At 47.6% G+C, this 13,085-nt stretch carries 10 protein-coding genes; 6 read left to right on the forward strand and 4 right to left on the reverse strand.

Translation table 11 applies throughout. The features are described 5' to 3' along the window. Positions 1–86: 86 nt before the first annotated feature. Both CLV42_RS17330 and glmS read right to left on the reverse strand, forming a co-directional pair. Complete coding sequence (locus CLV42_RS17330) at positions 87–2,324, reverse strand: DUF4954 family protein (protein WP_106603180.1); 2,238 nt, start codon at positions 2,322–2,324, stop codon at positions 87–89. 24 nt (positions 2,325–2,348) lie between these two features. Next, a complete protein-coding gene (gene glmS, locus CLV42_RS17335; protein ID WP_106603181.1) occupies positions 2,349–4,187 on the reverse strand; it encodes a glutamine--fructose-6-phosphate transaminase (isomerizing) in 1,839 nt (612 codons plus the stop codon). Positions 4,188–4,406: 219 nt separating this feature from the next. Between glmS and CLV42_RS17340 the strand changes: the two genes are divergently transcribed. Next, complete coding sequence (locus CLV42_RS17340; protein ID WP_106603182.1) at positions 4,407–4,937, forward strand: histidine phosphatase family protein; 531 nt, start codon at positions 4,407–4,409, stop codon at positions 4,935–4,937. A gap of 116 nt (positions 4,938–5,053) precedes the next feature. Here CLV42_RS17340 and mgtE read toward each other — a convergent pair whose 3' ends face one another. Both mgtE and CLV42_RS17350 read right to left on the reverse strand, forming a co-directional pair. Continuing rightward, on the reverse strand, positions 5,054–6,430 hold the full coding sequence (mgtE, locus tag CLV42_RS17345; RefSeq protein ID WP_106603183.1) for a magnesium transporter: 1,377 nt from the start codon (positions 6,428–6,430) through the stop codon (positions 5,054–5,056). A gap of 51 nt (positions 6,431–6,481) precedes the next feature. Next, entirely contained in the window at positions 6,482–7,351 is an 870-nt protein-coding gene (locus tag CLV42_RS17350; RefSeq protein ID WP_106603184.1) for a bestrophin family protein, read from the reverse strand. A gap of 97 nt (positions 7,352–7,448) precedes the next feature. On the opposite strand from CLV42_RS17350, the gene CLV42_RS17355 reads away from it, so the two are divergent. The 5 genes from CLV42_RS17355 to hutI all read left to right on the forward strand — a co-directional run bounded on the left by CLV42_RS17355 (position 7,449) and on the right by hutI (position 12,938). Continuing rightward, positions 7,449–7,838 carry an SET domain-containing protein gene (locus CLV42_RS17355; protein WP_089832436.1) on the forward strand — a complete coding sequence of 130 codons (390 nt, stop codon included), beginning with the start codon at positions 7,449–7,451 and terminating at the stop codon, positions 7,836–7,838. Between the two features lie 152 nt (positions 7,839–7,990). After that, the gene (locus CLV42_RS17360; protein WP_106603185.1) at positions 7,991–8,476 is read left to right on the forward strand and encodes a MarR family winged helix-turn-helix transcriptional regulator; all 486 of its coding nucleotides are present in this window, start codon (positions 7,991–7,993) and stop codon (positions 8,474–8,476) included. 21 nt (positions 8,477–8,497) lie between these two features. Continuing rightward, complete coding sequence (gene hutH, locus CLV42_RS17365) at positions 8,498–10,066, forward strand: histidine ammonia-lyase (protein WP_106603186.1); 1,569 nt, start codon at positions 8,498–8,500, stop codon at positions 10,064–10,066. Further along, positions 10,044–11,708: a urocanate hydratase gene (gene hutU, locus CLV42_RS17370; protein ID WP_106603187.1), complete on the forward strand. Its 1,665-nt coding sequence runs from the start codon at positions 10,044–10,046 to the stop codon at positions 11,706–11,708. Before hutH ends, hutU begins: the two co-directional genes overlap by 23 nt. Before the next feature lie 3 nt (positions 11,709–11,711). After that, on the forward strand, positions 11,712–12,938 hold the full coding sequence (gene hutI, locus CLV42_RS17375; RefSeq protein WP_106603188.1) for an imidazolonepropionase: 1,227 nt from the start codon (positions 11,712–11,714) through the stop codon (positions 12,936–12,938). The last annotated feature ends 147 nt before the right edge of the window (positions 12,939–13,085 follow it).

Genomic DNA, 13,085 nt, shown 5'->3' on the forward strand with positions numbered 1-13,085 from the left:
TGGACATTTTCACAAAACAACTGTTTATCGTTTCATTGCCCTTAGGAGAACAACAACATTGCTGCTTCTCCAACCGTAGTTGCATTTCATTGCTCAACTACCGGCGCAGCACTTAATCCCCACTCTTCAATCAGTCCGCTTACTTTCTTCTTATATCCTTTCAGCTCTGCAATCGTCTGTTGTATGAAGCTGTTATCTTCCAGTTTGCCTATTACTGCTTCCATTTCAGTTTCGTTCTCATATACCATCTGGCGGAAAGGATTCTGGTAATCTTTTGCCCTCGATTTATAAATACCTTCTGTGAGGAAAGTCTGTATACGCACGGATTGTAACAGGCATTCCTTGAGGAAGGAAGGGGTGAATTCTCTTGCAGTTTTTTCCTCTATGTACAATAGTGAAGCAATAGCATGCTGTAGTTTATCTTTTGCATATTGCTCACCGATGATCTTATAGTTTTCGTGTAATGTATTCCATCCATCGATTTCGCCGGAACGGATCCTGTTCTTCAGGTCCATCAGTGTCTCTTCTTTCATTAGCTGTCCGCCTACATTGTACCATGGTCCGCGTTCTGCTGTTTCCGCGATGGCCCGCAGTGCACTGAAATAATGTCCGGGGTGCTGTTCCTGATAACTGAGGATGTTACGCACCGCATACAGGTTGATCAGCTCACGGAACAGCGGATAAGTCCTGTGTACTTTCAACAGTTGTACTTTGCGTGAACTGTTTTCCACATCCGGAGCGAATATCTGTAAGCCTGCTACTATTTCAGTTTCGTGTATCAGCAGTTCCTTGCCTTTCTCCTGCAGGTCATGTTCAGACAACTCAGCCAATGGATCATGCTGTGTATACCATGCTCTGCCAGTGGCAATTTCCATCAGTTTCATGGCATGGATCATCTCTTCAACACTATCCGGCGCGAGGTAATCGTACTCTATCAGTTGTATTTTGTCTGTACGCTTATCGCGGTCAATATATTTCCAGGAGTTACGTGCCAGCGCATACATGTTATGCAGGAACCAGTAGCCGGTCATCACTTTCAGACTGTTGCTCTGCTCATCGTTCAATATGAGGCTGAACGGATAAGGTACATCCATCTCATACATGTAAGTGCCTTTGGCGATCAGCGTAAAGCTGGCAAAGCGGGAATTGTGTTTCAGGCTCACACATAGTCCGGGCCAGAAGCCACGGCCTGCTATTACTTCGCCATCTGCGCCACGGGAGTTGTGATTGGAACCGATCGTTGCCCCGGCAGCCATGTTGCTTTGTCCCATGATGAGCGCCGCGCAGAGGAAAGAGTTGTTATGATGCTGTTCGTGTGCGGGAAATATCAGTGAATTCAATACCTCACAGCAGGAGATCGTTGCATTGTTACCGAGGTAAGAGTTGATCAGGCGGGCGCCATATTTCAGCTGCGAATGAGAGGCCATTACGAAACGTACCGCCTTCACACCATAGAACACGCGACAACCATAACCAACAATACCGTTCACCAGTTCACAACCTTCACCTATCTGGGTGGTGGCTTCCGCAGCGCTATTGATGGTGACGTTCTTGATCTTGTTGGCGCCTTTGAGATAGGCATCTGTACCAATTTGCGCATCCTTGATGATCTTACAGTTTTTGATCACAGATCGATCGCCCACCATACCGTAGTAACCGCGTTTTTTATCAAACTGGTTTTCGGTGAATTTTTTGAATTGTTCCTGTAGGGCTTTATCATCGCGGTTACGTGTCCACAGCCAGGCATCACCTGGCAGCATGCCGTCAAAAGGCATCACACTTCTGCCACCATTCTCGTTGCACAGTTCCAGCCAGATGCGCAGGTTTTCCTGCTCTCCTTCTTTGACGATACCATTGCCGAATTTCGAATGATCGGTAGTCGCCATCTCGTTGACGTTGGAGATGATCACTTCATTACCGATGATATAATGAGAAAGAAAATTAACATTGTGTATAGCGGCATTGTCGCCAAAATCGCAGGAAGTAATGGTGCTGTTATACAACCCTACCGGTAGCCTGAGATTATGAAATTCGAGGTAATAAGGCTCCAGTTTACCGAGGCGCACTACGCCAAAGAAGTGGCAGTGTTTGACCAGCTGCGGAGTGAATTCATTGGCAACGGAGATATTGTTCCAGTTATCGGAGGTATTGTCATTGCGTACCAGTATCTCAATTTCAAGTGCAGTGAGCTTGCGATAATTATTTTGCTGTTTACCCAGTTGTTTGTTCCGCAGGTAGTATTCGTCTTTACCTTCAGGTAAATAAGATGCCGCTACAAAATTGTAGCCTAACTCGGTGAGTGGCTTCTTCTGTATCACATTCATCGGAAAAAAATTGAGGTTAATAGATTATTCTACGGTAACTGATTTTGCGAGGTTCCTCGGCTTATCCACATCAAATCCTTTCAGTACGCCTATATGGTAAGCAAGCAACTGCAACGGAATAACCGAGAGGATCGGCGCTATCAGTTCATCTGCTGCCGGTACCTCGATGACATCATCTGCCATACCGGGAATAGTCTGGTCGCCTTCTGTTACTACTGCGATCACTTTACCCTTGCGCGCTTTTATTTCCTGGATATTAGATACTACTTTCTCGTAATAGCTATCGCGGGTTGCTACGAAAACAACCGGCAGGTTTTCATCCACCAGTGCGATGGGACCATGTTTCATTTCTGCCGCCGGATAACCTTCTGCATGTATATAAGAGATCTCTTTCAGTTTCAGTGCCCCTTCCAATGCAACCGGGAAGTTATAACCACGGCCCAGGTAAAGGAAGTCACGGGCATCTTTATACTTATCAGCGATCTGTTTGACCTGATCATTCAGCTTTAGTGTAGTCGCTACTTTTTCAGAAATAGCATCCAGTTCATCCAGCAGGTGCTGGAAGCGCTGTTGTGTAATGGTGCCTTTCTCCTGCGCCACTTTCAGACCAATCATGCAGAGCACAGCCAGTTGTGCGGTAAACGCCTTGGTGCTGGCCACGCCTATTTCCGGACCGGCATGCGTATAGGCGCCAGCATGGGAAAGACGTGCGATGGAAGATCCTACCACGTTACAAACACCTAATATAATAGCTCCTTTCTGTTTGGCGCTTTCTATGGCTACCAATGTATCTGCTGTCTCGCCGGATTGTGATACGGCTATGATCACATCACCTTCACCTACCACCGGGTTACGATACCTGAATTCAGAAGCATACTCGACCTCTACAGGAACGCGGCATAATTCCTCGATCATGTATTCCGCTACCAGCCCCGCATGCCAGGAGGTACCGCACGCTACAATAATGATACGCTTGGCCTGGCTGAGTATGGCAGCATGTTCGCGGATACCTCCGAGGGTAAGCGTACCGCTCTTTGCATCCAGACGGCCACGCAGACTGTCAAAAATCGTCTGAGGTTGTTCAAAGATCTCTTTCAGCATGAAGTGGTCGTACCCGCTTTTCTCAATAGCAGCCAGTTCAATATCCAGCTTCTGGATATAAGGGGTCTGACGTTCATTAGAGATATTTTTCAGGATCAGTTCGTCCGCCTTTATGATAGCAATTTCATAGTCGTTCACGAACACCACTTCCTTGGTATATTCCACAATAGGAGAGGCGTCTGAGGCCAGGAAGTGTTCTCCTTTACCGACACCGATCACCAGGGGACTACCTTTGCGGGCGGCGATGAGTGTATCGGGATTATCTTCGTCCACCAGTACGATCACATAAGCGCCTACCACCCTTTTTAAGGCGATACGCAGGGCTTCTTCCAGTCCGCACTGATTACTGCTTTGAATTTCTTCTATGAAGTGGATGAGCACTTCCGTATCCGTGTCACTATTAAAAACATGGCCTTTTTTCAGCAACTCCTGTTTGAGTAGGGAATAATTCTCTATGATACCATTATGTATCATGGCCAGCTTGCCGTTGCCGGAGCTGTGTGGATGGGAGTTACGGTCACTGGGCTCTCCATGGGTAGCCCATCTTGTATGGCCGATAGCCACATGACTGCCTACGTCCTTGCCACTGAGATGGTCTTCCAGTTCGGCAACTTTTCCTTTTTTCTTGTAGACTTTGAGACCGTTTCCATTAAGCAGTGCCACGCCGGCACTGTCATAACCGCGGTATTCTAATCTTTTCAATCCTTTTAATACGATGGGGTAGGCTTCTCGCTGGCCTATGTAAGCAACTATTCCGCACATAAAGTTTTTCAGTTTACATGGATAAGACGTGCAATATGGATAAAAAATGTGAAAAACGTATAAAAGATTGCGAAGAATGACTCAGAATAACGAAATGAGACTCACTCTTTTAGCCGTATAAGTATCAATACTTATGCATTTTGTGTCACTCTGAGTTATCAAATTGCATGCCTGCTAAGAAAATTCGTAATTTGTACCCTTTAATCGAACAGAGGTCCTATGAGATACATTGTAATAATATTACTATGCTGCCTGGCATGTGATCCACCTCCACCTGAGCGGCAACCCATTCCGGTTGCTGAAGACAGTACATTTCTTACCGGCACTTTTTACCTGGTACGCAATGCAGAACAGGGCGCTGGTGAAGATTCTGCGCTGACAGAAACCGGTCATCACAGGGCAGGGGCGCTTTATAGGTTATTACAGGACTCAGGGATCCAGAAGGTTTATTTCACCCATTACCAGCGTAGTATCCAGACGGCAGATTCCATATGTCAGTATCTGGCTGTTGATACAGCATCGTATAGTCCTGATTCTACCGGAGAAGATCTGTTATATGCCATTACCCGTAACAGGGACTGGGGCAAGAAATTGCTGGTGATAGGACAGCGTAGTACGCTGGTACCCATTATGCATTCATTAAAAGCCAGACCGAAGATCGATTCTATAGAGGGGAAGGATTATAGCAGCTTGTTTGTCGTGAAGAAGTACAGGGATAGCGTGAAGTGTTGGAGAACCAGCTATGAGTAATGACTTCTTCCGTCAATGAGTATGTCTACAACAACGCATTTAACAAAACGCAACAGGACTCCTTTAGGAGTCACTTTGGTTGTAGCCCCGGGTGCAACCCGGGGGCCGTATTATTTTTATAACAAAATGCCTTTCATCAGCGCAAAGGCTACAGAGAAGTAGATCAATAGTCCCGTAACATCCACAAGTGTGGCCACAAATGGAGCCGAAGATGTGGCGGGATCTGCTCCCAGTTTCTTTAAGAGCAATGGAAGCATGGAGCCGGATAAGGTTCCCCATAGCACAACGCCTATCAGAGACAATCCGACGGTTATCCCAATCAGGATCGTATGATCGCCATAGGTGTGGAAGAAGGAATTCCACAATAGTATACGTGTAAAACCAATAATACCCAGCACACCACCCAGCAACAATCCTGAAATGATCTCTCTCCTCATTACGTTCCACCAGTCGGAGATAGTGATCTCGCCCAGCGCCATTGCCTGAATGATAAGGGTAGATGCCTGCGAACCGCTGTTACCACCACTGGAAATGATCAGGGGAACGAATAAGGCAAGTACAACGGCTTTGGCTATTTCATCCTCAAAGAAGCCCATGGCCGTGGCGGTGAGCATCTCTCCGACAAACAGTATCACCAGCCATCCTATCCTCTTTTTCACCAGTTTCAGCAAGGGCATATCCAGGTAAGGTTCATCCAGGGCCTCGGTACCACCGATACGCTGTATGTCTTCCGTATGTTCTTCATTGGCGATCCACAGGATATCATCAATCGTGATGATACCTAACAGAACGCCGGTATCATCGACCACAGGCAGTGCCACACGGTTTTCCATACGGAACACCTGTATCGCCTCTTCCTGGGTATCATTCACCTGTAAGGCTACAAAACGATCATCCATGAGGGTATGCACTACCGTATCGGGCGATACCAGCAGGAACTCCCTGATACGGAAGTCGTCTATCAGTTTACCCTTTTCGTCCACAACATAGATCACGTCAATGGTCTCACTGTCCTTGCCGTATTCCCGGATATAGCGTAATACCTGTTTCACTGTCCATTCTTCCCTTACGGCGATGTATTCGGGCGTCATGATACGCCCCACGCTCGTTTCGGGGTAGCCCAGGAGGCTAAGAGTGATCTTACGCTCTTCGGGGTCCAGTAGCTTGATCAGCTCTTTTACCACGTCACTGTGTAATTCACCCAGGAAGGAGGTACGGTCATCCGCCGGTAACTCATTGAGCAGCTCTGCAACTTTGGCGGCAGGCAGCTCGCGGATCACATCTTCCTGTACCGGAAACTCCAGGATCCTGAAGGCAGCAGCAGCACGGCCTATGGACAAGTTGTTCATGATCACGTCAGCATGCTTGGGCAGCTCGTGAATGAGCTCGGCCATGTCTGTGATGAGCTGGTCATCCAGGTACACTTTCAGTTCCGGGTAGTTCTTCTCAGCGACCAGCGTCTCGAATTTTTCCTGTAAAGCTTCATTTTCCATATTCCAAAATGCTGTCAGTGAGGCGAAATTAAACAAAGTTGTTGTCCCAGATTACAATATCTCTGCCACGTGTTTACGGATATTGGCAGAAATCGTGTCCGTAGGCAGGTCATTCGCATCCAATCCGAAGGGGTCTTCAATTTCCTCTGCAATCAGCTCAAGGCTGGCCAGCACATAAAAAATGAATACGACTACAGGTATGACAAGGTAATGAAGGGTAAAGACATAACCCAATGGCAGCGTCATTACAAAGAAGAAGATGAACTTCTTGATGAAGACACTATAAGAGAAGGGGATAGGGGTATTCCTGATCCGCTCACAGGCACCGGAGATATCCGTAAAGGACTGGAGCTCCGCATTGATAGTGATCAGCTGTTCACCGGAAAGCTGTCCCTGGCGGTATAATTCATGCACATGCGCCATTATCAGGCCGGCTACCTGGTTAGGTATATGTTTATCAGCCTGTAACTGTATGCCCGCTGGCAGCTGCAGCTCTTCAACAATATATTTATTACGCAGGTGGTTCTTCAGGCAAAAGGCAAAGTTAGGTATCATGATCCGGAAGAACTCACGGGAAGCCGTATTGGATGCAGGCAGCATAGCCGCTAACTTAAGGGCAAGGTTGCGGCTGTTGTTCACCAGGGCGCCCCATAACTTACGGCCTTCCCACCAACGGTCATATGCAGTATTGGTGCGGAATACCAGTAATAAGGATATCACAAAGCCCAGCAATGAATGGATCAGGGTGATCTGCTTGAGGTCACTGTTCTGCGTCAGGTGCAATATGTCCAGCTCAAGGAAGGCGATCAGCGCAGAGTAGGCGGACATGGCTATAAACATGGGGAACAGCTTCCTGACCGTGTCAGCCTTATGGAAGCGGAAGATAAAGGTGAACCAGGCTTTTGGGTTGTAATCAATCATATTTTTTAAAAGAGATTTCCGCAAACCTAAAAATTTTACACATGATTTTGATAACTTCCTGCTTTACCTTTATTTTACGCTTCGTTTACATAACATTATGATCAAGCCATATTTATTCGTCGACAAGACAAAAGGCAAGGGCCGCGGTGTATTTACAAAAGATAAAATACCAGCCGGTACCCGCATAGAAACTTCCCCTGTACTGGTTCTGTCTTACGACGATACAGCGATTGTCGATAAAACTAAGCTGCACAATTACATCTTTCTTTGGGGTGCACGCGAAACCCGTTCCTGTATAGCACTGGGTTTCTGTTCCATCTACAACCATTCTTATGAGCCTAACTGCGAATACGAAATGGATTTTGATGCCGAAACCATGAGTATCATTACCCGTCGGGAAATCAAAAAAGGAGAGGAACTCTGCATCAACTACAACGGAGATGTGACCGATACATCACCTGTATGGTTCGATGTAAAGAAGAAATAGTACTGTAAAGGGCCGTTTAATACCGCTTCACAGGTCTCAGTTGGAAAAACCTTCACCAGCCGGAAAGCCAACTCACTGAAGAAATAAATAAGGAATTGATAAATTCCTTATTATTGTACCAAAATATATAAGCGCTTATATAATCGTACCTTATGAGTTTTTATGCTTCTTTAGGATACCTGGTCTTTGGCAGCCGTTTAAGACGGTTGAGCGAATACTTCCTGATGGAGGTCAATAAGGTATATGAGCAGTCTGGTATTGCATTTGACGCCAGCTGGTTTCCCGTTTTCTATATCCTGTCCCAACAGCAGAACATCCCCCTGATAGACATTGCCGAACAACTGGAAGTCTCCCATTCCGCTGTCAGCCAGCTGATCACCGGTCTTAAAAAGAAAGGCCTGGTGAAGACTGCGCCCTGCCCGGATGATGGTCGCCGGCAACTGGTCATGCTCAGTAAAAAAGGAGAGGAGCTGCTGCAACAGGTACAACCTGTATGGGCCGCTATTACGGAAGCCATGAAAGAACTGACAGACGAACATAAGCAAAGCAGGTTATTGCTGGAGGCGGTGTCGCAGGTGGAAAGCGCTGTGCAGGAAACGCCTTTATCCATGCGGATCCTGGCGTCTATGAAAAACTAATCCGATTCAATCCAATCAACAATGATACACCAATTCAAGTACGGAATTGATCAGCTTACCGTAGGTAAAGCGCTGGAAGTGGCGGCTGGCGGCCTTCCCGGCGTACTGGTGCCCGAGGTGGCTGAACGCATAAAAACCAGTGCCGCACATGTACAGGCCATTGTAGCGGCACATAGTACCGTATATGGTATCAATACAGGCTTTGGGCCCCTGTGTGATACCAAGATATCCGAAGAAGATACCCGCGCCCTGCAATACAACATTCTCCAGAGTCATAGTGTAGGCATCGGCAACCCCATTCCGGAGATGGTGGCCCGCGTCATGCTGGTGACCAAAGTACATGCACTGGCGCAGGGTTATTCAGGTGTGGCCCTCGCTACCCTCGAACGCATCATCTGGCATATCGAACATAACGTTACCCCGGTAGTGCCTGAAAAAGGCTCAGTAGGTGCTTCGGGCGACCTTGCTCCCTTGTCACATCTTTTCCTGCCATTGATAGGCCTGGGAGAAGTATATTATAAAGGGCAACGCCAGCCGGCAGCGAAAGTATTACAGGCCGAAGGACTCGAGCCTGTGGTGCTTGGCCCTAAAGAAGGACTGGCCCTCATCAATGGTACACAGTTCATCCTGTCTTTTGCTGTAACCGGTTTACAGCGGATGCACAATGCACTGGAAGCTGCGGATATCATCGGTGCTTTATCCCTTGAAGGATTGATGGGTACATCCCGTCCCTTTGATCCGCGCCTGCACGCCATTCGTCCTTATGCCGGTAGTCAGCTGGTAGCCCACCGTCTGAAGACTATGCTGGAGAACTCCGGCATCATGGCGGCGCACGTTGACTGTGGCCGTGTGCAGGACCCCTATTCCCTGCGCTGTATGCCACAGGTGCATGGGGCTTCCCGTACCGCATGGCTGCACCTTTGCGACCTGACCACCATAGAATTGAATGCCGTGACTGACAACCCGATCATCTTCAGTGCAGAAGATACGATCAGTGGTGGCAACTTCCACGGACAACCACTCGCCTTGCCGCTGGATTATGCTACCATAGCCTCTGCGGAACTGGGCAACATCTCTGACCGTCGTTGTTATATGATGATTGAAGGCCGCTACGGACTGCCTAAATTATTGATAGAAGATGCCGGTCTGAACTCCGGTTTTATGATACCACAGTATACTACCGCTGCATTGGTAACGGAGAATAAAACCCTCTGTTTCCCTGCCAGCGCAGACAGTGTACCCACCTCTCTTGGCCAGGAAGACCATGTCTCCATGGGTTCTATCAGCGGCCGCAAACTGCACCAGGTAATAGATAACCTCGAATATATACTCGCTATAGAACTGTTGTATGCCGCACAGGCAGTAGATTTCAGACGTCCGTTGAAGTCTGGTCCTATCCTGGAAGCTGTTCACGCCTTTACCCGTGAAACGGTTTCATTCGCAACGAAAGACAGGATCTTTGCGAATGATATACAACTGTTACATCATCTCATCGCCAATCAGTCTTTAGTAAAAGTGGCCAACGATGCGGCCCTGGATAATCATTTATCACTAAACGGTATTTATCATGACCAGTTCGGAATTTATTAAAACATACGCGGCACATCCGCACTATAAAGCTCCCCGTGGTAACCAGTTGCATGCACGCTCCTGGCAAACGGAAGCGCCCTTACGCATGCTGTTGAATAACCTCGACCATGAAGTGGCTGAAAACCCTGATGAACTGGTCGTGTATGGTGGTATTGGCCAGGCAGCGCGCAATAAAGAAGCATTATTGAAGATCATTGAGATACTGCTGGAACTGGATGAAGATCACTCTTTACTGGTGCAGTCAGGCAAACCTGTAGGTGTGGTACGTACACATCCGCAGGCGCCGCGTGTGATGCTGGCTAACAGTAACCTCGTACCAAAATGGGCTACCTGGGAACACTTTAATGAGCTGAGGGCTAAAGGCCTGATGATGTATGGCCAGATGACAGCTGGCAGCTGGATCTACATCGGTACACAGGGCATTTTACAAGGTACTTACGAGACCTTTGTGGCCTGTGGTAAACAGCATTTCAACGGTGACCTGAAAGGTAAATTGGTCGTAACAGCCGGTTTAGGAGGTATGGGGGGCGCTCAGCCACTGGCCGCTACGATGGCGGGCGGGGTGTTCCTCGGCGCTGATGTAGATGAATCACGTATTCAAAAGAGAATAGCTACCCGTTATATAGATCGTATCACACACTCTTATGAAGAAGCTATTACCTGGGCAATGGATGCCAAAGCCAAAGGTGAAGCGCTTTCCATTGGTTTAGTAAGTGATGCCGGTGATATGCTGGAACGTTTGCTAAAGGATAACATCATCCCCGATGTATTAACAGATCAGACATCTGCACACGATCCTGTAAATGGTTATATTCCTAATGGCATGTCTTTATCCGAAGCAGCAGATCTGCGTAAGAAAGATCCTGCTACATATAAACAACGCGCATTGAAAAGTATGGCCCGTCATGTCGGTCATATGCTGGCATTACAGGCGAAAGGTGCTGTTACTTTTGATTACGGTAATAACCTGCGTGAATTTGCACGTGAAGGCGGCGAGTCTAATGCGTTTAATTTTCCTGGCTTTACACCCGCGTATATCCGTCCTTTATTCTGTGAAGGAAAAGGGCCTTTCAGATGGGTAGCCTTATCAGGCGATCCGCAGGATATTTATACTACTGATCAGGCATTAATAGACGCATTTCCTGAGAATGAAGCATTGATCAACTGGCTGAAGAAAGCACAGCAACAGGTGGCTTTTCAGGGCTTACCTGCGCGTATCTGCTGGCTGGGACTGGGTGAACGTGAAAAGGCCGGTCTGATCTTCAATGAACTGGTAAGAACAGGTAAAGTGAAAGCGCCTATCGTGATCGGTCGCGATCACCTTGATTGCGGCTCTGTAGCCTCTCCCAACAGGGAAACAGAAGCGATGAAAGACGGCTCTGATGCAGTGTCTGACTGGACATTGCTGAACCTCATGGCCAATACCGGTGGTGGCGCTACCTGGGTTTCTTTCCATCATGGCGGCGGTGTGGGTATGGGCTATTCACAACATGCAGGTATGGTGATCCTGGCAGATGGCACTGACCGTGCTGAAGCCTGTCTGCGAAGAGTCTTGTTCAATGATCCGGCCCTGGGCATCTTCCGTCATGCAGATGCAGGTTATGAAGACGCAAAGGAAACAGCCAAAAAATTCAATATCTAATGTATGGAACTAATTGGCCCCTTTTCACAGATATTACCGCTGACAAATCTTCCTTTGAAAGGAGCTTTACACGATGAACAATTGCTGATCATCGAACATGGCGGTGTTGTAACAGATGGCGGCAGAATACTCGCTGTAGGCGATTTCAAAGCATTGCAACATCAGTATCCTGATTGTGATGTCACACATATCACAGTGCCTTCTGTATTATTGCCAGGCTTTATAGACTGCCATACGCATATCTGTTTTGATGGTTCCCGTAACAGGGATTATGCCATGCGCATTGCAGGTAAGTCTTACCTCGAAATAGCCCGTGCGGGTGGTGGTATATGGGATTCCGTGATGAAGACAAGAGCTGCAGATCAGGAAACACTGATGAACAATACAGCTGCCCGTGCCAACAGGCATTTGCACGAAGGGGTTACCACCATCGAAGTAAAAAGCGGTTATGGTTTAAACCTGGAAGGAGAACTGAATATGCTGCGCGCCATCCAGGATGCTGCCAGTCATACGAAAGCTACCCTGATCCCTACCTGTCTTGCGGCGCATATGCGGCCAAAAGATTTTGAAGGAACAGAGGAGGCTTATCTTAACTGGATCATCACCACCTTACTACCCCTCATTCAATCAGAACAACTCGCACATCGTGTTGATATCTTCGTAGAAGAAACTGCATTCACGCCCGGTCCTGCAAAACATTTCCTGCAACATGCTGCTGATATGGGCTTTGCTGCTACTGTGCATGCCGATCAGTTCTCTGCTGGCGGTGCTGCCGTGGCTGTAGCTGCAGGTGCGCTTTCTGCGGATCATCTTGAAGCCAGTGATGACGCTGCTATTGCTTTACTGGCAGCTGCGGATATTGTTGCTGTTGTATTACCTGGTGCTTCGTTAGGTTTAGGTATGCATTATGCACCAGCAAGAAAACTGCTCAATGGTGGTGCTACAGTAGCCATTGCGAGCGACTGGAACCCTGGCTCCGCCCCAATGGGAGACTTGTTGTTACAGGCCGCAGTTTTAAGTGCGGCAGAGAAGCTATCTACTGCTGAAGTGTTTGCGGCCCTTACTACCCGCGCAGCAAAAGCATTACAACTATACAATATTGGGCAACTCGCCTCCGGATTCGTAGCAGATATGCAGGCGTATCCCTGCGCTGACTACCGTGATATCCTGTATTACCAGGGTAAAATGAAACCAATAAGGGTCTGGAAAGAAGGGGAGCGGGTGAAATAAGTAAGTTCTTCCCAGGCTCTGGCTTTTGATAGGCTTTCGATAAGCTTTGAGATAGCTTTATCCTACGTTGATTTTACGTTCAAGACGTAAAATCAACGTAGGATAAAGCTATCTCAAAGCTTATCGAAGCGAATCTCATACTAATTC

This window comes from Chitinophaga ginsengisoli, assembly GCF_003014595.1.
In the GTDB taxonomy this organism is placed as follows: domain Bacteria; phylum Bacteroidota; class Bacteroidia; order Chitinophagales; family Chitinophagaceae; genus Chitinophaga; species Chitinophaga ginsengisoli.

Excerpts from the sequence above, each read along its gene's own strand:
- CLV42_RS17340 (WP_106603182.1), top strand. The coding sequence starts at position 4,407 with ATGAGATACATTGTAATAATATTACTATGCTGCCTGGCATGTGATCCA.
- CLV42_RS17330 (WP_106603180.1), bottom strand. The coding sequence starts at position 2,324 with ATGAATGTGATACAGAAGAAGCCACTCACCGAGTTAGGCTACAATTTT.
- hutH (WP_106603186.1), top strand. The coding sequence starts at position 8,498 with ATGATACACCAATTCAAGTACGGAATTGATCAGCTTACCGTAGGTAAA.
- hutI (WP_106603188.1), top strand. The coding sequence starts at position 11,712 with ATGGAACTAATTGGCCCCTTTTCACAGATATTACCGCTGACAAATCTT.
- hutU (WP_106603187.1), top strand. The coding sequence starts at position 10,044 with ATGACCAGTTCGGAATTTATTAAAACATACGCGGCACATCCGCACTAT.
- glmS (WP_106603181.1), bottom strand. The coding sequence starts at position 4,187 with ATGTGCGGAATAGTTGCTTACATAGGCCAGCGAGAAGCCTACCCCATC.
- CLV42_RS17355 (WP_089832436.1), top strand. The coding sequence starts at position 7,449 with ATGATCAAGCCATATTTATTCGTCGACAAGACAAAAGGCAAGGGCCGC.
- CLV42_RS17360 (WP_106603185.1), top strand. The coding sequence starts at position 7,991 with ATGAGTTTTTATGCTTCTTTAGGATACCTGGTCTTTGGCAGCCGTTTA.
- mgtE (WP_106603183.1), bottom strand. The coding sequence starts at position 6,430 with ATGGAAAATGAAGCTTTACAGGAAAAATTCGAGACGCTGGTCGCTGAG.
- CLV42_RS17350 (WP_106603184.1), bottom strand. The coding sequence starts at position 7,351 with ATGATTGATTACAACCCAAAAGCCTGGTTCACCTTTATCTTCCGCTTC.